16 protein-coding genes are annotated in these 19,794 nt (G+C 51.2%); 12 read left to right on the top strand and 4 right to left on the bottom strand.

Features of this window, described 5'->3' with window-relative positions; all coding sequences use genetic code 11:
* Positions 1-8 precede the first annotated feature (8 nt).
* The 9 genes from AC0YNX_RS00405 to uvrA are packed head-to-tail and all read left to right on the top strand — an operon-like array spanning position 9 to position 11,953.
* Positions 9-959: a carbohydrate ABC transporter permease gene (locus tag AC0YNX_RS00405; protein ID WP_475813684.1), complete on the top strand. Its 951-nt coding sequence runs from the start codon at positions 9-11 to the stop codon at positions 957-959.
* Positions 960-972: 13 nt separating this feature from the next.
* A complete protein-coding gene (locus tag AC0YNX_RS00410; RefSeq protein WP_475813685.1) occupies positions 973-1,836 on the top strand; it encodes a carbohydrate ABC transporter permease in 864 nt (287 codons plus the stop codon).
* A 13-nt stretch (positions 1,837-1,849) separates the two neighbouring features.
* Positions 1,850-3,271, top strand: coding sequence for a hypothetical protein (locus AC0YNX_RS00415; RefSeq protein WP_475813686.1), 1,422 nt, complete (start codon positions 1,850-1,852; stop codon positions 3,269-3,271).
* Positions 3,268-3,915 carry a Yip1 family protein gene (locus AC0YNX_RS00420; protein WP_475813687.1) on the top strand — a complete coding sequence of 216 codons (648 nt, stop codon included), beginning with the start codon at positions 3,268-3,270 and terminating at the stop codon, positions 3,913-3,915. Before AC0YNX_RS00415 ends, AC0YNX_RS00420 begins: the two co-directional genes overlap by 4 nt.
* A 9-nt stretch (positions 3,916-3,924) precedes the next feature.
* On the top strand, positions 3,925-6,162 hold the full coding sequence (locus AC0YNX_RS00425; protein WP_475813688.1) for a DUF5696 domain-containing protein: 2,238 nt from the start codon (positions 3,925-3,927) through the stop codon (positions 6,160-6,162).
* Between the two features lie 2 nt (positions 6,163-6,164).
* The gene (locus AC0YNX_RS00430) at positions 6,165-7,034 is read left to right on the top strand and encodes a carbohydrate ABC transporter permease (protein ID WP_475813689.1); all 870 of its coding nucleotides are present in this window, start codon (positions 6,165-6,167) and stop codon (positions 7,032-7,034) included.
* 30 nt (positions 7,035-7,064) lie between these two features.
* Positions 7,065-8,054 carry a carbohydrate ABC transporter permease gene (locus AC0YNX_RS00435; RefSeq protein WP_475813690.1) on the top strand — a complete coding sequence of 330 codons (990 nt, stop codon included), beginning with the start codon at positions 7,065-7,067 and terminating at the stop codon, positions 8,052-8,054.
* A gap of 20 nt (positions 8,055-8,074) precedes the next feature.
* Entirely contained in the window at positions 8,075-9,007 is a 933-nt protein-coding gene (locus AC0YNX_RS00440) for a hypothetical protein (protein ID WP_475813691.1), read from the top strand.
* A 27-nt stretch (positions 9,008-9,034) separates the two neighbouring features.
* Complete coding sequence (gene uvrA / locus AC0YNX_RS00445) at positions 9,035-11,953, top strand: excinuclease ABC subunit UvrA (protein WP_475813692.1); 2,919 nt, start codon at positions 9,035-9,037, stop codon at positions 11,951-11,953.
* Between the two features lie 60 nt (positions 11,954-12,013).
* On the opposite strand, the gene fabV is transcribed toward uvrA, so the two are convergent.
* The gene (fabV, locus tag AC0YNX_RS00450; protein WP_475813693.1) at positions 12,014-13,204 is read right to left on the bottom strand and encodes an enoyl-ACP reductase FabV; all 1,191 of its coding nucleotides are present in this window, start codon (positions 13,202-13,204) and stop codon (positions 12,014-12,016) included.
* A 232-nt stretch (positions 13,205-13,436) separates the two neighbouring features.
* Here fabV and AC0YNX_RS00455 point away from each other — a divergent pair, with 232 nt between their 5' ends.
* A complete protein-coding gene (locus tag AC0YNX_RS00455) occupies positions 13,437-15,242 on the top strand; it encodes an MBL fold metallo-hydrolase (protein ID WP_475813694.1) in 1,806 nt (601 codons plus the stop codon).
* 463 nt (positions 15,243-15,705) lie between these two features.
* Here AC0YNX_RS00455 and AC0YNX_RS00460 read toward each other — a convergent pair whose 3' ends face one another.
* Positions 15,706-16,434: a YwaF family protein gene (locus AC0YNX_RS00460; protein ID WP_475813695.1), complete on the bottom strand. Its 729-nt coding sequence runs from the start codon at positions 16,432-16,434 to the stop codon at positions 15,706-15,708.
* Between the two features lie 84 nt (positions 16,435-16,518).
* Between AC0YNX_RS00460 and AC0YNX_RS00465 the strand changes: the two genes are divergently transcribed.
* Positions 16,519-16,662, top strand: a complete 144-nt coding sequence (locus tag AC0YNX_RS00465; protein WP_475813696.1) for a hypothetical protein — start codon at positions 16,519-16,521, stop codon at positions 16,660-16,662.
* Positions 16,663-16,760: 98 nt separating this feature from the next.
* Here AC0YNX_RS00465 and AC0YNX_RS00470 read toward each other — a convergent pair whose 3' ends face one another.
* The gene (locus tag AC0YNX_RS00470) at positions 16,761-17,747 is read right to left on the bottom strand and encodes a phytanoyl-CoA dioxygenase family protein (protein WP_475813697.1); all 987 of its coding nucleotides are present in this window, start codon (positions 17,745-17,747) and stop codon (positions 16,761-16,763) included.
* Positions 17,748-17,841: 94 nt separating this feature from the next.
* Complete coding sequence (locus tag AC0YNX_RS00475) at positions 17,842-18,735, bottom strand: helix-turn-helix domain-containing protein (RefSeq protein ID WP_475813698.1); 894 nt, start codon at positions 18,733-18,735, stop codon at positions 17,842-17,844.
* 130 nt (positions 18,736-18,865) lie between these two features.
* On the opposite strand from AC0YNX_RS00475, the gene AC0YNX_RS00480 reads away from it, so the two are divergent.
* Entirely contained in the window at positions 18,866-19,711 is an 846-nt protein-coding gene (locus tag AC0YNX_RS00480) for a stalk domain-containing protein (protein WP_475813699.1), read from the top strand.
* The last annotated feature ends 83 nt before the right edge of the window (positions 19,712-19,794 follow it).

Genomic DNA, 19,794 nt, shown 5'->3' on the forward strand with positions numbered 1-19,794 from the left:
GGAGCGTTATGCAGAGCAGTTTGGAAGTGAACAATCCGATTCCACTGCCGGCGCAGAAAGTCAGCCGGTTCAAATTATCGAGTTTGATGAAGAAGAGTATGCTCGGCTATTTATTCTTGAGCCCATTCCTCATTCTGTTCATCGTTTTCACAGTCATTCCGGTCGTCCAATCCGTTTACCTAAGCTTTACCTACTACAACATGCTGCAACCGGCTAAATGGATTGGACTGTCGAATTACAGCGTCTTGTTTCTGGAAGATGACATCTTCATTAAGTCGCTTAAGAACACATTTGTCTTCGCAGTCATTGCAGGACCGCTCAGCTATTGCTTATCGTTCCTGCTTGCGTGGGTCATCAATTCGCTGCGTGCCAAGATGCTCTTCTCGCTTGCCTTTTATGTGCCGTCCATAACAAGCGGTATCGCGTTATCGATCGTCTGGCTCTATATTTTCTCCGGCGACCGATATGGCCTCTTGAACAACCTGATGCTCAGCTGGGGAATGATCTCCGAGCCGATTCTATGGACAACGGATCCGGACACGATTATGCCTGTCATTATTATCGTTTCCTTATGGATGAGTATGGGGACGGGCTTCCTCGTCTTCCTCGCCGGCTTGCAGAATGTGTCGCCTGAGCTATATGAAGCAGGTTCCATTGACGGCATTACAAGCAAGTTCCAGGAGCTCTGGTATATTACGCTTCCTCTGATGAAGCCCCAGCTGCTGTTCGGCGCGGTCAACTCGATCGTCGCGGCCTTCGGGGTGTTCGATATCGCGGTCGCACTTGCTGGTATGCCAAGCCCGAACTATGCGGGACATACCATTATCTCGCATCTCTTCGACTACGCGTTTATTCGTTTCGAACTCGGTTATGCTTCAGCCATCGCGGTGTTCCTGTTCTTCGTCACCTTGGGCTTGGGGCGTATCGTAATGAGACTGTTATCATCCAAAGATCAATAGGGGGCCAAAGGACGTGACGATAAGCTATGCGAAATTTGCAGCCCGCTTCAGCAGGGGATTGCTATACCTGTTCATGATTGCACTGGTCGGCTTTACGGCTCTGCCTATCATTTACATGGTGTCTACGGCGTTTAAGCCGCTCGACGAGCTGTTCTTGTACCCGCCGAGATTTCTCGTGCAAAAGCCGACTATGCGCAACTTCTTTGATTTGTTAACGGCGACTGACAGTTCGGTCGTTCCTTTCTCTCGCTACATTTTCAACAGCGTATTTGTCTCAGGCGCAATCGTGGGGATAAGCTTGGTCGTGTGCAGCCTTGGCGCATACGTACTGTCCAAGCTCAAACCTCCTGGCGCCAGATTCATCTTTGCCGTTATTCTATCGGCGCTTATGTTCGCGCCTCAAGTCACGCAAATTCCGACGTACCTGATCGTGTCGGGACTTGGACTTGTAAATACGTATTGGGCATTAATATTGCCGAAGGTCGCTGTTGCGTTCAACATCTTCCTCATGAAGCAGTTCTTCGATCAGATTCCGGATGCGCTCATTGAAGCAGCGCATATCGACGGAGCATCGGAATGGAGAATTTTCTGGAAAGTCATTATGGCTGTCAGCAAGCCGGCTTGGGCGACGTTAATCATCTTCTCGTTCATCGGGAACTGGAATGATTACTTCTCGGCTCTCGTATTCACGACAAGCGAGACGATGAAGACGCTGCCACTTGCGATCCAGACGCTTGCTGGGGGACCTGGCGTCGTTGCGCGATCTGGCGCTCTTGCAGCCGGCACATTCCTGATTACCCTTCCACCGATTATTATCTTTCTTCTGTTCCAAAAGCTGGTCATGAATACGATGGTGTATTCAGGGATTAAATCCTAGGGGGGCGGATGCAATGATAAAACGGATAGCGGTGGGCCTTATCAGCTGTCTGCTGTTTCTTGTCGGCACTTTGCCCGCCTACGCTCTTCCGCAAATGTCATATACGTTTGATCCGCTGCACGGCTATCGAATTCCGATTCCGCTTACCTACACGGTGGAGAAGGTCATTCTCGATATCGACGCGCTGGGATTCAACAAACCGGGCGATTTGTTCATTGACGATAAGGGGCTTCTCTATGTAGCCGATACAGGTAACAATCGGATCGTCAAATTAAGCGGAGACGGCAAAGTACTTGGCATCTTCGGCAAGGACCAAGGCGTGAAATTAAACTCGCCGAGCGGTATCTTCGTCGATCAGTACGGCGATATGTTCGTAGCGGATACGGGCAGCAAGAAGGTCATTCACCTTTCGAAGGAAGGGAAATTCGTAGAGGAATTCGGCAAGCCGGAATCGAGCCTGCTCCGTAAGGACTTGGAGTTCGCTCCAGATAAAGTCCTAATGGACCGACGCGGCTACTTATACGTGCTGAACAAGAATGATTACGGCGGATTTATGATGATCGATGCGATGAACCGGTTTCGCGGTTATATCGGGGCCAATCGTGTCCCGTTCGAATGGACGAGACTGCTGGTTCGATTGCTCGCCACGCCTGAGCAGAGGGAACAGCTGAACAATGCGGTCCCTGCGCAGAACTCGAACTTAACCATCGATAACAAAGGCTTTATCTATACGCCTACCGTTCTGATCGACAAGGATCAGATCAAGAAGTTCAACGCGATGGGCGAGAACATTTACAAGAAGAAGACTTTCGGCGAATCGTCCATCGAAAGCGGAGCACTGGAGCAGCCGTATTTTGTCGACTTGGCTATCGATCAATACGGCATTGTGAACGCGCTTGATGCGATGTCCCGCAAAATTTATCAGTATGATCAAGAAGGCAACCTGCTTGCCGTATTCGGCGGACAAGGGGATACGAAGAGCCGCTTTGAGTACCCATCGAGTATCGTTGTCGATAAGGTAGGCAATATTTACGTGCTTGACCGTGACCGCAACAATATTCAAATTTTCCACCCGACGCGTTTCTCGGAGCTAGTTCATCAAGCCAGCCAGCTTTATTTCAACGGACGTTATCAGGATGCGCTTGGTCCATGGAATGAAGTGTTGAAGATCGATGAGAACTTCCCGCTAGCCCATCGTGGCGTAGCGAAGGCGCTGATGAAAGAAGAGAAATGGAAAGAGGCTATGAAGGAATTCAAGCTGGGCGGAGATCAAGACGGTTACTCGAAGGCATTTGCTGAATACCGGCATGACATCATGCGTAAGTACCTTGGCTGGATCCTCATTGCCGCGGCCATTATCGTGTATGTCATCTATCTGATCGTGAAATACATGATCCGCATCACCAATACCGTCATTAGGAGGTATGGCTTTTGAACAGATCAGAGGTAATTAAACAATCGGGCTTTCGCTCGCTGCGGCTCGGAGTAGCGGTATTGTTCCATCCGGCAGACGGCTTTGAAGAAATTCAGAAAAATAAAAGTCTGATGACAGCCCTCGTGCTCATTCTGATGACCTTATGCGTCAGAGTCATCACCATCTACATGACAAGCTTCCATATTACATCACTTCAGCCCGAAGACGCTGATTTGAATCTGGAATTAATCCGCTTCGTAGCACCGCTGATTTCCGGGGTAGTCGCTTGTTATTTGATAACGACGATTATGGATGGCGAATCTCACTTCAGTCAGATTCTAACGGCGATGTCTTATGCATTGATTCCCTATATTGTCTTCGCGATACCGCTTGCAGCGCTCTCATTAATCCTGTCCAGAGGCGAACTTGGCCTATATAACAGTATTAATTCGATCATCTGGATTTGGGTGGCGCTGCTGATCTTCATCCAGTTGAAGGTGCTTAATGACTATACCTTCAAAAAGGCAGTCGGCGTCTTGCTGCTAATCCTGTTTGCGTTCATTACCTTCTGGGGGACGATCGGACTTACGTTCGCGCTTACAAACCATGTCATTCAGTTCGCGCGGGAAATCATCGTTGAAATTCGATACTTGGCGAACAATTAAGGGGGACCCATGAATACGAGAACAGCCAAACGAAGCATCTATTACGGAGTCGTTGGCATGATCATTGCGGCGCTTGTGTTCTTGGCATTACCCTCGCTGAGAAGCGCCATTGACCGTGCGAATCAGGAACTGAAGCCGAGGGGCGATGTGGTGCAAGCCGCAGCGGATGACGAGGCGACTTCAGAGGCGCAGGATCCTACTGGCAGCTTTGAGAAGATTGCAGAGACGGACCGTCTAGAGCTGTTTTTCCGGTCATCCGACTCTGCTATTCAAGTGAAAGACAAGAGCAACGGGCATGTATGGAATTCGGCGGTTCAGCATAAGCAGGCCGTCGAGGACGGCAATGAGCTGTGGGCAGCGAGCAGTCAGTCGATCTTTCACTTAACGTATACGGATCCGAATCGACCGGCGTTCGAATCGCTCGAAACCAACTCGGTTATTGAACAGCCGGTTATCAAGACGAAACCGCTGGATAACGGAATTTCCGTACACTATGATCTAGCAAGCTTGAAGATCAGCTTCGATATGGAGTTTACATTGAAAGGCAATGCCCTGGAGGTTAAAGTGCCAGGAAACTCCGTTCAAGAATCGAAGAACAATTGGGTCATGAAGATTGCCCCGCTTCCGTTCTTCGGAGCGGGATCGGACCAAGATCAGGGCTATGCCGTTTATCCGGATGGACCTGGTGCGTTGTCGACTTTTAAAGAACATCACTCCAGCTATTTGGATCCATACCGCGCTAGCGTATATGGACCGGATACGATTACGTTCAACAACTTCAAGAGGCAACAGAATGCCATGCTGCCCATATTCGGCCTGAAAGTGAACAACAATGCGTTTCTCGGCATGATTACCGAAGGCGAATACGATGCGAATATTCTTTACTCCCCGAGCGGTTATCTGATTAATCTTAATCGGGTATCCTCGGAGCTTGTCTACAGGCGTGATTATGAAGCGGTTAAGAAAGACGGGAACTTGGCCAGAAAGCCGGAGAAGCAGCTGCTGCGGGAAGATCACACGATCCGTTATGTCTTCTTTAGCGACAAGGAAGCGGATTACGGCCATATGGCCAGCGCTTACCGGGACTTTCTGATCAAAGAGCAGGGGATTGCTCCGGTTATCAAGAAAGGCGACCAAATCCCGTTTGGACTTGATTTGCTTATGGGGATTAAGAAGAATCAAATTCTGTTCGACCATTTCATTCCTACGACGACCTATGATGACGCCAAGGACATTATGGTCGATATGCAGAAGCGTGGCGTAAACAATATCTCTGCCAATCTGCTGGGCTGGACCGGGCGTGGATATTTGGCTTATCCATCCGGTTATAAGCCATCCACCAAGCTTGGGGGAACAGACGGATTGAAGAAATTAAGCGACTATACCAAAGAGAAGAACATTCAACTCTTCTTGCAAGACGACTATGTTGATGCTTGGAGTGAGTTCGACGGATTCTCGAAGCGTACTGACGTCGTTGTCGGTGCCAACCAGTTTGCCGTCACAGATCGTTACAACTATGAGTTCTTCCTGAATGCGGGTAAGCAAAATGCGGGGTTTGAAAACAGGGTGATTGACCCGCTGCGCAAGCTGAATATCTCCGGCATCAACTTCGACGGGATCGGATATATCAACTATTTTGACTATAACAAGGATTATCCGCTCACACGTGAAGGAACAGCCCAGCAATGGGGAGAGATGATGCAGAAGTCGGCCAAGCAGTTCGGCAGTGCTGCCTCGATCGGGGGGAATGGGTACACGCTCAAAAATTCGTCGCGCCTATTCGGCATTCCGATGGATGACAGTGGATTCTTCTTTACCGACGAGACGATTCCATTCTATCAAATGGTCGTCCATGGCTTGATCCCTTACTCGGGGGATGCGCAGAATTTGTTCTATGATCCTCAGATGCAATATCTCAAGATGGTGGAATATGGCTACATGCCTTACTATCAATTCACGAAGAATTATGCAGAGGATCTGAAAGACACTTATTACAGCGATCTGTTCAGTTCGGATTATGGCAACTGGGTGAAGCAAGCGACCACCCAATATAAAGAAATGAACGAGAAGCTGCAGCCTGTTTGGTCGCAGGCCATGACCGAACATCGCAAGCTGCAAGAGGATGTATACGAGACCGAGTATGAGGACGGAACGAAGGTTATCGTCAATTATTCGCCTCGTGAGGTAAAAGTCGGGGATTCGGTCGTGCCGGATAAAAACTTCATCGTCGTGAAGAAAGGGGGATAACCATGAGAGGGCGCAGATTAAGCCTGGAACGAAAGAAGATGCTTGCAGGGTACGTATATATCGCTCCTTGGATAATTGGTTTCGCACTGTTCATGTTATATCCGCTCGCTTACTCCCTCTATCTCGGTTTTCACGAGGTGGTGGGGGTCGGCAACTTCCAGCTTAGGAGTGTCGGGTGGGAGAATTTCAACAAGGCATTCGTGCTCGATACGAATTTCGTCCCGCTGTTCATATCGGTTGTACAGGATGCGGTCATCAATACGCCGCTGATCATTGTATTCTCGCTGATCATTGCCATTATGTTGAATCATAACATCCGGGGACGCGCTTTCTTCAGGGCGGCATTCTTCCTTCCCGTCCTGATCGGCTCCGGTCTTGCGATGCAGCAGCTGCTGTACGCAGGGGTCGGCAAGGACACATTGGTCAATGGTATCGGTGTGCCGGATGAAGTGTTCCTGTATATGGGACCGACATTCTCTCAGATCGTCTTCGATATGCTTAGCAGGCTGACGGTCATTTTCTGGAAGACCGGCGTACAGATTCTGCTGTTCCTGGCAGGACTTCAAGGTATTCCTATATCTCTCTATGAATCGTCAAGATGTGATGGCGCAACGGAATGGGAGATGTTCTGGAAGATTACGCTTCCGCTCATGACACCGATCATTCTGCTCAATTTGGTTTACACCTGTGTCGATTCCTTCACGGATATTAACAACCGCATGATGGTGTATATCAAGGATATGGCCTTTACGAAGATTGAGATGGGCTATTCATCGGCTTTGGGATGGATCTACTTCCTGTTTATATTCGTGCTTCTCGTTATCGTGTTTGCTTCGACTAGACGTCTGGTTGTATACACAGGAGAAAAATAAAGTGTAGCAAAAACTGTTAGGAGGTGCAGCGTGAAGTCGATTCCGATATCAAAGTCCAAGCAGCGCACGGCTGCCATTGATCGCGCCAAGGTCGAGAGCAAAGTAAAAGCGATTCGCAACAATACCTTGGTAAGCCGATTTGGGAGCAAGAGCCGATGGATCTCGCTGATCTACCACATCTTTGTCTATGTCATTCTCATCGATTTGGCCTTCGTATTTCTGTATCCGTTCATTTATATGATTACGACTACTCTTAAGCAGCCTGAAGATTTGCTCGATTTCACGATTAAGTGGATTCCGCAAAGTATGGCCTGGGAGAATTTCTATTACGGCATGCAAGGTCTTCAATTCATGCGGCATTTGAAATACTCGGTCCTGATCTCCGGTCTTAGCGTGGTCGGTCAGCTGCTGTCATGCTCGTTCATCGCATACGGCTTTGCCCGCATCAAGTTTCCCGGACGTGAGCTGTTATTCGTTCTTTGTATGTTCACCATGATCGTACCGCCGCAAACCATTATTGTACCTCTCTTCATGCAGTACAAATCCCTCGGTTGGACGGATAGCATACTGCCGATGGTCGTACCTTCCTTCTTCGGAGGAGGCTTGCGGGGAGCACTGTTTATCTTCATCTTCCGTCAATTGTTCCGGGGGCTTCCTTGGGAGCTTGAGGATGCAGCAAGGGTGGATGGATGCGGCAGCTTCAGAGTATACTGGCGCATCATTCTGCCGCTGACTCCACCGGCTATCGTCGTTACGGCGCTGCTGTCGCTTGTATGGCATTGGAATGACTTCTTCGAGCCGTCTATCTACCTGACCTCTGAAGAGAAATTCACGATACCGATGATGCTTCCGCGTCTCTATCAATCGCTGACGACGATTACAGGCAGTAACTTTGAAGTGTTCAGCTTGCCTGTCGTTATGGGCGCGACATTCGTTTGTTTGCTGCCGATGCTCATTGTTTATCTGTTCCTGCAGCGTTACTTCATTCAAGGCGTTGCGCGTTCAGGTCTTGTTGAATAGTTCAGCGAGGTGACTGTTAGATGACAAGGGATAGCTCCACAACTAGCGCCATGTACCAAGAAGCCTTGCAAGCCTTCGTGGAGAAGACAAGAAACGATGATCAAGTCATCGCGGCGGTGTTGCTTGGTAGTCTGTCCTATGATCAAGTGTGGGAGAAATCCGACATTGATATCAAGCTAATCGTTCGTGATCAGAAGCTAACCAAACACGGGATGTGCTTTGTTGAGAATGGAATTGCCATTAACGCAAGCATACAAACCCGCGATGAATTCAAGCGGTGGATAGAGAAATCTCTATCCACTTCTTTCGTTCATTCCTACATGCTGAGGGGAACGCTGCTGTTCACGAAGGATAAGTCCTTGGAAGACTATTTTGCGAATATTCGCTATATCGGCGAACGTGATCGGCAGCTCCAGCTCTTGCAGCTGGGCTGCTTCGTGCTTGGCGGACTTGCTAAAGCGGAGAAATGGCTATACGTGAAGGATGATGAGCTGTACAGCGCATTTTGGATGATTAAGATGATCGATACGCTGGCGCAAATCGAAGTGATACGTAACGATGAGGTACCTATGCGTGAAGCAGTGCTGCAGGCGATGAAGTTTAATCCGGCTTTCTTTCAGCAGATTTATATCGGGCTCGTTGGCGGTGCCGTCGATAAAGCTAAAGTGAAGGCCGCACTCGATCAAATTGTCCGGTACATTCAAGAAAGGGAGCAGGAGTTATTCACTCCGATTCTCGAATACCTCATGCAGGAGCAAGATGTTCGCTCCATCTCGGAAATGGCGGACAAGCTGGGAATGGTGATCCGGATTGACACGGGCACGCTCGAGCTCGCTTGCAGCTGGCTCGTTGACCGCGGGTATCTGTCGCTGTTTCCATCTGAAGTGAAAGCTACGCCGAAGAGCAGAGTTTACTTGGAGGAACCGGCCTACCTGCTTGAGGAGGAAGATTAAGATTACCTAAGGGAGTCGTTGCTGCCGATGAAGAAAAGTATCGAGGTACGAGGCGCCAGACAAAACAATTTGAAGAATATTGACGTCATGATCCCCCGGGAACAATTGACGGTCATTACGGGAGTAAGCGGGTCCGGTAAGTCCTCGCTTGCATTCGAAGTGATTTACGGCGAAGGCCAGCGCCGATTCCTCGAATCTCTGTCTACGTTCGCCAAGAGCCGGATGAGTCAGCTGAAGAAGCCGGATGTCGATTTTGTATTTGGCTTGTCTCCGGTCATTGCCATCGAGCAGAAGAAAGGAAACTCGAATCCGCGTTCTACCGTGGGCACGATGACGGACATGTACGACTTTATGAGACTGTTGTTTGCGTCTTCGGGTGAAGCATGCTGTCCGTTCTGCCAGCATCCGATTGCAACCAAATCGGTCAATCAGATGATCGATCATGTGCAGGCATTGCCTAAGGGAACCGAGCTTGAGGTGCTCGCTCCAATCTTTAAGCTATATGATGAAGACTACCAGACGTTGTTTGATGAGATTCGGAGCAAAGGCTTCCGCTCGGTCAAGATCGACGGGCGGATTCATAACCTGAGCGATCCGCTCGAGCTCGATGATGAAACGGAGTACCTTATGGAGGTTATCGTCGATAAGGTGATCGTCATGCCGGGCCTATTCAAATCGCTCGCCAAGACGATCGAGAACAGTCTGGAGCTGGTCGGCGAAGGCTTTATCCGATTCGAAGTTGTGAGCTCGGGCGGTGAACCAGTCGATATGGACGCATTTTACAGCAACTTCGGCTGCCCGGAGCATCATCTCGTTATCGGTGAGCTGCATCCCTCGTATTTCTCCTTCAACGATCCAAGCAGCGCATGCCGGACTTGCGGCGGCATCGGTACCTACTTGCGTACAGAGAAGCGCTTCTTAATCAAGAACCCGGAGAAAAGCGTCAGCAAAGGCGCGCTCGACCATAACATCTATGGTCCCAGCACGAAGAAATCCTATCGAGGAATGCTGTTTCACAGCATATTTGCCCACTACGGGTTCAGCCTTGACACCCCGTTTCACGAATTGCCGGATGACTTCGTTGACCGACTATTTCACGGAACGAGAGGCGAGCAGTTCCCGATCTTGGTTACGGATGATCATCCTCGTCATGCGAAGAGTCAGGAAGGCAAGCTGAGAAAATACGGCGGACTCGTCAATGAAGTCAACCGTTGGTACAAGTGGCATATCAAACGAAGAGGCGAGAACGGCATCGGAGATAATGATTTCTTCAAACGGGTCATGGTGGAGCATGCTTGTCCGGACTGCGAGGGCAAGAAGCTCAAAGCCCAAAGGTTCTGCGTACGTCTCGAGGATCAAGATATTCATGAGCTCTGCAGCATGCCTCTGAAGGAATTGCACTCATTCCTCGGTAACGTTGCATTCTCGGAAGAGAAGAAGCATGCGGCCGGGCAAATCGTTAGCGAAATCATGTCGAGGCTGAATCTGCTGATCGACATTGGGCTCGAGTATTTGCATCTAGGCCGAAGATCGGATACGATCTCGGGCGGAGAGGCGCAGCGTATTCGGCTATCCACTCAGATCAGCACAGGACTGATGGGCATGCTCTATGTATTGGATGAGCCGAGCATCGGACTGCATGCCAGAGACAGCATGCGAATCGTGGAGACCTTGAAGAAGCTACGCGATATTGGGAATACCATTATCGTCGTCGAGCATGATCTTGATACGATTCGCAGCGCGGACTATATTATCGAGATCGGCCCAGGACCTGGCGAGCATGGAGGTCAAATTATCGCGCAGGGGACGGCACTAGAGCTACTGAAGCAGAAGGACTCATTGACGGGTGCTTTTCTAACTGGTGCTAGAAGGATTGAGGTACCTTCCAAACGAAGGGCTCATTCGGGTTTATACCTCCGTATCAACGGTGCCAGAGCGAACAATCTGCGTAATGTCAGCGTGGAGATTCCCCTCGGCGTCATGACATGCGTCACCGGCGTATCCGGTTCCGGCAAGAGTACGCTTATTAACGAAGTCATGTATAAGCAGCTGTATGCTCACTTCCATGACCAGCGTATCGTGCCGGGCGAGCATGATTCGATCGAAGGGATCGAGCATCTGACCGGCATCATCAATATCGACCAATCGCCGATCGGTCGCAGTACGCGCTCTAATCCAGCGACGTATGTGGGATTCTTCGACCGGATTCGCGAGCTGTTCGCGGATACAGAAGAGGCCAAAGCACGCGGAATTGGCAAGAACGAATTCAGCTTCAATCAGAAGACCGGACGCTGCGAGCATTGCCAGGGCGAAGGGATAGTCACGACGCAGCTTCAGTTTATGCCTGATGTGGAATCCGTCTGTCCTTCTTGCAAAGGAGCGCGGTTCAACAACGATGTGCTCGAGGTGATGCTGAAGGGGAAGAACATTGCACAAGTGCTCGATATGAGCATTGAAGAGGCAGTTACATTCTTCAGCGATCAATCGTACGTTCTCCATAAATTAAATGTGTTGAATCAATTGGGCTTAGGCTACCTGAAGCTCGGCCAATCTTCGACCACCCTCTCCGGAGGCGAGGCGCAGCGAATTAAACTGGCGACCGAGATCAGCAAGCTGAAACGCGGCTCGCACAATCTGTATATTCTGGACGAGCCGACGACAGGTCTTCATCTGCACGATATTCAGAAGCTGATCGATTGCATGAATCAGTTGGTTGATAATGGGCACTCCGTGCTTGTCATCGAACATCACCTTGATGTCATCAAAGTGTCCGATTACTTAATTGATCTGGGGCCAGATGGCGGCAAGGACGGCGGGACCGTCGTTGCACAGGGGACGCCGGAGCAAGTCGCTGCAGTTGAAGAGTCGCATACCGGGAAGTTTCTACAATCCGTATTGTCCACAGATTATCAATATTGGACGGAGCCGGTGGCAAGTCCTCTGTAAACGAAGAGAAACCCGCGTATCTAGTGTACGCGGGTTTCTGAGTTTATAACGGATTGAGCTTTAGTATACGTTTGGAGCATTGACGTCCGGTTCAACGTCTGCTTCGTAGTCGACGCCTTCGGTCTCAAAGCCGAACAGCTGGAAGAACTCTTTGCGATAACCTACGAGATCCGACATCTCATTAATATTTTCCGTTGTCATGGCTGCCCACAGCTTTGCAACTTCTTCCTGTACATCCTCGCGCAGCTCCCAATCGTCGATGCGGATGCGGCCTTCAGCGTCCACCGGAACTTCACCGCCGGTGTAGAGGCGCTCTGCGAACAAGCGGTACGTTTGCTCGATGCAGCCCTCGTGAATGCCTTTCTCCTTCATCACTTTGTACAGTGCGGAGATATAGAGCGGAACGACAGGAATTGCCGAGCTCGACTGAGTAACGAGCGCTTTGCTGACAGTTACGTATGCTTGACCTCCGATAGAAGACAGCTGCTCGCTGAGATTCTTCGCAGTCGCTTCCAAGTGGTCTTTGGCCTGGCCGATGGAGCCTTCTCTATAGATCGCTTGCGTGATTTGCGAGCCGATATAGGAGTAGGATACCGTCACAGCACCTTCAGCGAGTGCGCCGCCTTGCTGCAATGCGTCAATCCACAGCTGCCAGTCGTCGCCGCCCATAACATGAACGGTGTCTGCAATTTCTTGCTCCGATGCCGGGTCGATGGATACCATGCTCACTTCGCCGGAATGGAAGTTAACGGTCTTGTTCGTGTATGTATCGCCGATTGGCTTCAGCACCGAATTGAACGTTTCGCCTGTGCGCGGGTCCGTTCTGCGTGCGGATGCAACGCTGTATACAACGAGATCGACTTGGCCGAGCTCCTTGCGGATTAGCTCAACCGCTTTCTGTTTTGTCTCATCTGTAAAAGCATCACCGGTTACGCTGAACGATTTCAGTCCAGCCGCTTGCGCCGCTTGCTCGAATGCTGCGGAGTTGTACCAGCCTGCGGAAGCAGTACGGCCGTTCTTGCTCTCGCCTTGGCGGTAGATGCCGACTGTGTTCGCGCCTGCGCCGAATGCTGCAACAATACGGGATGCAAGGCCATAGCCTGCAGATGCGCCGATCACGAGGACGTTCTTCGGTCCTTGGATGGCCTTATGCTCTTTCACATAGTTGATCTGCTCCTGCACTTGAAAGGCACAGCCTGTCGGATGAGCGGTCGTGCAGATAAAACCGCGTGTTCTAGGTTTGATAATCATTGGGATGGATTCATTTCCTCTCATGCGTTGTCGAATGGATAGCCCTTATAAATCTCAATGTTCTGATAGTACCTTTAATGTAGGGAAAAATGCAACTTTATTGTAGGGAAAAGTGCAACATTCCTGATGGTATCGGCAGCTTTTTTGGTTGCTGGACAGGAGGTTTGCGCGTGTGTGGAGAAATTTTACAGGTGAGAGATGACTAGGCGAGATAAAAGGAGCAGATGCAAAGATGAGACAATTGACCGAGCATTTATTCCAACATGAAGATACTTGCAAGGTGTATGTGATCGTGAATGGTACTGAAGCCGTGCTGATCGACTTCGGATCAGGCTCCGTTCTGGATGAGCTGGCGGCGATCGGTGTGGAGCGTGTAACGGATGTGCTGATGACTCATCATCACAGGGATCAGGGACAGGGGCTCTCGCGAGCTGAAGCTGCGGGCATAAGGATATGGGTGCCGCATCACGAGCAGGATCTGTTCGCAAACGTCGACTTGCACTGGCATGGAAGAGGCATCTATAACAATTATGATGTTCGACAGGATCGGTTTTCTTTACTTGCGCCTGTTGCGATTGCGGGAACGTTGAAGGATCATTCACGGCATGATTTTGGCGGACGTTTCTATCAGATCGTGCCGACGCCTGGACATACAATCGGTTCGATCTCTATTGTGACGGAAGTGGACGGCGTGAAGGCGGCGTTCACCGGCGATCTCATCGCTGGACCGGGCAAAGTGTGGTCGATGTCGGCAACGCAATGGACGTACAACGGCAGCGAAGGCGTCGTGAGTACGGTGCTTTCCGTCTCGGACTTGCGTGAGCTGGAGCTGGACATGCTGCTGCCATCGCATGGCGTCGTCATGGAGGAGCCGGTTGCTGCGATTGATCCGCTTGTGGAGAATTTGAAGCAATTGCTGCGGCTGCGTGGCAATGAAGAAGTTCTGGAACAGTGCAAGGAGCCGGACTATAGGGAGATTACGCCGCATTTGCTCCTCAACATGCGATCTTTTGCCAATTCGTATGTGCTGCTGTCGGAGAGCGGTAAGGCGCTGATGATTGATTACGGCTATCCGTCGTTCAATCAGGCATTCTATGCCGGGGTGGATCGTTCATCGCGACGGCCGGATTTGCGGCAAATCGCTTTCTTGAAGAAACGCTACAACGTGAGCTGTATTGACGTTGTTATGCCGACGCATTACCATGACGACCATCTCGCGGGCTTCAATCTGCTGCGGGATGTGGAAGGCGCGAAGACATGGGTGGCGGAGAACTTCGCGGATGTGCTCGAGCAGCCAGCACGATATGATGTGCCATGCCTCTGGTACGATCCGATCCCGGTGGACAGGCGTCTGCCGCTTGGCGAGCCGATTGCGTGGGAGGAGTATACGTTCAGGCTCTACGAGCAGCCGGGTCATACGCTCTATGCAGTGGCGATTTCGTTCGAGGTGGATGGCAAGCATGTGATTGCGATTGGGGACCAGCAGGGCACGGATGGGAAGCTGAACAACTACGTGTACAAAAATAAATTCAGATCTCATGATTATGTGCTGAGTGCGGAGCTTTACCGTCAGTTGCAGCCGGATATTATCATCTCGGGCCATTGGGATCCGCTAGAGGTGACAGATGGCTACTTGGAGAATCTCGCCCGCGATGGCGAGAGCTTGAAGCAGCTGCATGATGAGCTGCTGCCGTTGAGTGAGATTGATATGGGCGCAGAGGGCTTCTGCGCTTGGATCAAGCCGTATCAGATCGAGCTGGCAGCTGGCGGTTCGGCGGCGATCACGGTTGAAGTGCTGAACCCGCTGCCGGTGAAGGAGCGGGTAACGGTGCGGCTCGTTGCAGCGGATGGCGGCCTCGCAATCGAAGCGCCGGAGCAAGTGGTGGAGCTGGCAGCTGGAGCTATGGGAGAGCTGCGCTTCGACTTGGCGGCGGATGCGGGCATGCGCGGCGTGAAGCGCGCGCGCATCGCCGCTGACGTCACCGTCGGCGCGCGAAGACTCGGTCAGCAGGCAGATGCGATTGTGACGGTGGTTTAGGGGCAGATGCAGTTGTTGGCGCGGGTTGATCTGTGATCACACGGGTGCAAAATGCGGCGGTCGCGGCTCGACTTGGTACTGAGAGAACGTATGTGTGCTTTCAGAGCTCCGAAGCGTGAGTTAGGAGGGGGAATTTCCACTGAGAGAATGTATGTGTTCTCTCAGCGAAAATTTAGAGTGGTTTGTATGGTGAGAGAACGTATACGTGCTCTCAGAGCTCTGTAGTGTGGGTTCGGTGGGGGAATTGGAGCTGAGAGAGGCAAAACCCTCTCTCACTTCCGACAACCGCCGAAGTCCTGCGCGAGAGAGGAATAATCCTCTCTCAAGAGCGTAATCCGCCGAAATATCGGCTCAAGTCCCGCTGAGAGAGGCAAAATCCTCTCTCAGCTCCGAAAACCGCCGAAATCCTGCACGAGAGAGGCAAAATCCTCTCTCACTCCCGAAAGCCGCCGAGACAATCAGATTATCTCAGCCTTCGCTCCAATCGCCGCCCTACAACGAAAGGCAAATACATCAAAGTAAATATCGCAACCGCAATGGCTTCCTCGACCAGCAAGTAGTACGGGTACGGCCCAAGCAGCGAGAGAAGCGAAGCGCCCGCTGGCTTGTGACGGAGGAACATATAGTTGGCGTCGAGCCAGTAGTCGATTCCGCCGACAACGATGACGAGAATGTTGAGGAAGATCATCGTGATCCCGATCGACTTCCAAGTTGGACGATAGCGCTCGACCCATGTGAAATAGAGCGGTGTCAGAATGATCGCGACATGCACGATGAAGAAGTGGAAGAAGCGAAAATGCGGATACGGATAGTCGAGATCGGGGGTGAAAATGGCCTGCAATGCTCCCCCGATCCCTGCAAAAAAGACGATTTGGTAAAGCAACCTGCTGCGTGTGACTAGCAAGAGGATCGCAAGCATCTGCGAGATGCTGCACAGCTCGAGCGGGAGCGTATTCCTTGCATTCCACAGATCCTCGGCGGCATACCAATAGTAGAGACCTGCCTCGGGAATGGCGAGTCCGAGGAGCAACAATGCGAGAATAATCACACGAAGCCTTGCGCGTTCACGAATGGCATCACGGAATAGATACAACAACACGGCAAGCCCGAGCAATATAGCGATCATGATCAGGTGTGGAGCCGCGTAAGCGATAAATGAATCCCCTGTATGAGGCGAGAAAAAGGTATCCATAAGCGTAAGCCCCCTTTGCATACAATTACAATTCGGGAAGCAGTCGCGATATTCCTTTACATATACGAGGAGGCGAGCGTGCGCGTGAGAGAGCTAGTCGGTGAGTGCGGGCTGTGCAACAAATCAGTGTATTGCGAAGACGGGTTCCTAAACGGAGTGATCGCGGAGAACGGTGCGCTCATCTGCTCGGATTGCGCGGGCGAGTTGAATGAGCAAGAAGAGAACTAGTGGTGACAGGAAGCGAAGCCAAATTGTCCAGTTGATGTAATAACGCAAACGAAGCAAAAAGAAGCCGAATGCGGCATTAATCCGCATTCGGCTTCTTCTTATTTCTTTTGCACAACCGGCATCATCATGCCGTCCATGCCCATCATGGCCACGTTCTCTCCATCGGAATCGTCTCCGTCGTAGAGATACACTTCAGTGCCGAACTTCGGCTCGGCATAAGGCAGATGCGTGCGGCCACGGGCAAGAATTTGCCGATAGTTGCCGGAATCGCCGTCGAAGTGATCATGATCCCAAGGCACCCACGAACGTGCATTGCAATAGTGCAGCACGTAAGAGCGGCGGAAGCGATCGACCGTCTGATTCGGATAGGATCTGTGGAACAGATGCGAGTGGAAGAAGAGAACGTCGCCCGGCTGCATCGGCACCGAGATCGGCGGCGGGTACTTCGCAACGACGTGGGATAGCGTGTTGACCTCGTCGTCAAGATGGCTTACATGCTGCACGGCATGCAGGTCGGAGAACGCATCAACCGCGTGCACATTGCCGCCTCCGATGCCGTCCGGCGGATAGATCGGCTCATGATTGGAGCCCGGCACAACCCATAGGCAGCCGTTCTCTTCATCGACCTCTTCAAGCGCAATCCATGCGCCAATCAGCGTATCGGGATGCGTCCGGATATAGCAGGCATCCTGATGCCAGCCTTGACCTCCGCGGCCTGGCGGGTTCAGGAACATCATCGACTGCACCGCATAAACATCCGGTCCAATCAACGCTTCGATAACATCGACGATGCGAGGATTGAGCAGCCCACGCTCTGCAGCTGGTTCAAGCCGGGACAGCATATGGATACGCGTCTGCTGCTTAAATTCTTCATTAAGCGGATCGCCGGCATTGTTGCGATCTTCATTCGGTTTGGTCTTCAGGCGAGTATCTTCGGCAAGCTGGTAGAGCTCGTTGATGTCTTCATTTGACACGAGGCCTCTGGCAACCAGATAACCATTGCGGTGATAATGGGTATACTGGTCCGTGCTTACCAAATAACGGTCTTCCCGTTCGCGAGACTTAGGCGTATAGTAAGTTCCCATCGTTATGAATTCCTCCAGTAAACGTGAATTATGCTTCTATTGTGCAGCAGAAGAGGCAGCGTTTTCAATGGAAGGAAGAGAATAAACGATGTGTTTATTTGATATCTGGATTAACGACAATATGCCGGTTGACGAAAGCAGGGTCACGATTATCCTCAATTGCCGCATGCCTAAAGATCGGGGATTTGCTCCTCTCGATATACTCCGTCGCCGTAATGCCGCGAATGCGCTTATACATTTTTGAGAAATGATGCTCGTCCCCGAAGCCGGCCAGATATGAGATTTGCTTCACCGTGCCTTGGCCCCGCATCATCAATTCCTCCGCATAGTGAAGTCGTCGCTCCAGCAGCATCCGCTTCGGCGTCATTCCGACAGCTGCCACGAACATGCGTGTAAAATGCTCATGCGACCAACCGGACTGCTGCGCAATGGTCTCGATGGTAATCGGTTCTGTCAAATGAGCGTCCATGAACGCGATGCTTCGGGCGATCTGCACGGGGTAGCTGCTGGCTGCAAACTCTGGCGTTTTGTCAGCGAAGGCGGCCAATTCCTCCAGAGCGGCATCGAAGAGAGCGGTGAGCCGGCGCTTCCAATGATGCGATTGATGATTGGCAACGACGACGATTTGCTGCATGATGGCGGCGATGAGCGAGCTGTGGTGGGCTGGAACGACGTGCACCTGCTGCAGCATGGAGGTGAATCTGGGATCCTTCGCACGCAGCAACTCGTAATCGAAGTGGACGAACAGATGCCGGACATTACGTTCGCGGTCGAACAGATAGCGGTGCGAAACGCCTGGCTGAGTCAGCACGAAACAGGGGATGTCGAGCGGGAAGGACAGCTCTTCAACCTCATAGACGGTGTCGGTCCCATCCGGAAAATAGACGAGCTCATAATCTTCGATCGCGCGCGGCCCAAGAATATGACCGCCTGCTTGAACGCGAATATCGCCGATGCTGTTAATGACAGGCGTGCCAGGTGCGTCCATCCGCTAAGCCACTTCCTTTCGGTCTTCTACCATTTATTATTGCTGAGAGGCAGCAGAGGCGCAACTCTTATCACGCATCAAACGTCTATTGAAATGATATTATTGGAAGTTGAAAGGAGTTCAGAGACAGATGCGTCTTCGTCATAAATTGGGAATTGGTTCGATCATACTTTCGCTGCTGGGCTTTGCTGCTGCCGCCGCTGCTGAGCCAAACGCGACCGCTTCGCCAGCCGTGCAGGCGACGGCAAGCGCTGGTAAGCAAGTCATGCCGCTGATCATGAAAGGCAACTATGTCCTGTTTCCGGGGAAGCAGGCACCTTTCCTCAAGTCGGGCAAGCTGATGGTGCCGGTATGGGGATTCGCGATGGCAATCGGGGCGGTGCCGGCGTATCGTACTGCGAGCAAAAGCGTCATTATATTTTCGCATGGAGAATCGGTAGGCAATATTCGTGCAGGTCAGGATTCTGCCGTCTTTGAAGGAGACTTGGGTTTCTCGATTGGAGTTGCGCCTGAGCTTGTAGATGGACGCATGTTCGCGCCAGCGACGCCTATATTGAATGGGCTCAAATATTATCAGTGGTCCGTCATGCTGAATCAGTTGAATCAGAAGAAGTTTATTATTGAGGACAAAACATTTTTCAGCCCTCTGGATGACGCCGATCAGACGGTGACCGATCCTTTCCCAACCGAAACAACGGTACATCCCGATCCGCTCTACCCGCTCGCTCTCGGTCAGGACGCACAATCGGCAGGAACAGATACCTACCAGCTCGAGCTGCAAAATCTATCCGGGCAAGTTATCGAGGCGGGTCAAACCGAGCTGCAGCTGTCAGCGGTTAACCATGATCGGAAGTGGATGAAGCTCTCCGTTCCATCCATTACGAAGAAGCTCGCGAAGGCGGAGAAGGTAACGCTCTCCATCCAGCTCCCTAAAAACACGGAATACGTCACTTTCCGAGCCAGAATCATGAAGTAAATCCAAGCACGGCACTAGCTCCTGCATGAAGAGCTGCTGCCGTGTTTTTTTATATTGAAAATACTTGTGGCGCGAGCTATAGT

The sequence above is a fragment of the Paenibacillus sp. J31R98 genome (genome assembly GCF_056269245.1).

Coding starts and splice junctions, on each gene's coding strand:
- AC0YNX_RS00405 (WP_475813684.1), top strand. CDS start 9: ATGCAGAGCAGTTTGGAAGTGAACAATCCGATTCCACTGCCGGCGCAG.
- AC0YNX_RS00415 (WP_475813686.1), top strand. CDS start 1,850: ATGATAAAACGGATAGCGGTGGGCCTTATCAGCTGTCTGCTGTTTCTT.
- AC0YNX_RS00425 (WP_475813688.1), top strand. CDS start 3,925: ATGAATACGAGAACAGCCAAACGAAGCATCTATTACGGAGTCGTTGGC.
- AC0YNX_RS00430 (WP_475813689.1), top strand. CDS start 6,165: ATGAGAGGGCGCAGATTAAGCCTGGAACGAAAGAAGATGCTTGCAGGG.
- AC0YNX_RS00440 (WP_475813691.1), top strand. CDS start 8,075: ATGACAAGGGATAGCTCCACAACTAGCGCCATGTACCAAGAAGCCTTG.
- uvrA (WP_475813692.1), top strand. CDS start 9,035: ATGAAGAAAAGTATCGAGGTACGAGGCGCCAGACAAAACAATTTGAAG.
- fabV (WP_475813693.1), bottom strand. CDS start 13,204: ATGATTATCAAACCTAGAACACGCGGTTTTATCTGCACGACCGCTCAT.
- AC0YNX_RS00455 (WP_475813694.1), top strand. CDS start 13,437: ATGAGACAATTGACCGAGCATTTATTCCAACATGAAGATACTTGCAAG.
- AC0YNX_RS00460 (WP_475813695.1), bottom strand. CDS start 16,434: ATGGATACCTTTTTCTCGCCTCATACAGGGGATTCATTTATCGCTTAC.
- AC0YNX_RS00470 (WP_475813697.1), bottom strand. CDS start 17,747: ATGGGAACTTACTATACGCCTAAGTCTCGCGAACGGGAAGACCGTTAT.
- AC0YNX_RS00475 (WP_475813698.1), bottom strand. CDS start 18,735: ATGGACGCACCTGGCACGCCTGTCATTAACAGCATCGGCGATATTCGC.
- AC0YNX_RS00480 (WP_475813699.1), top strand. CDS start 18,866: ATGCGTCTTCGTCATAAATTGGGAATTGGTTCGATCATACTTTCGCTG.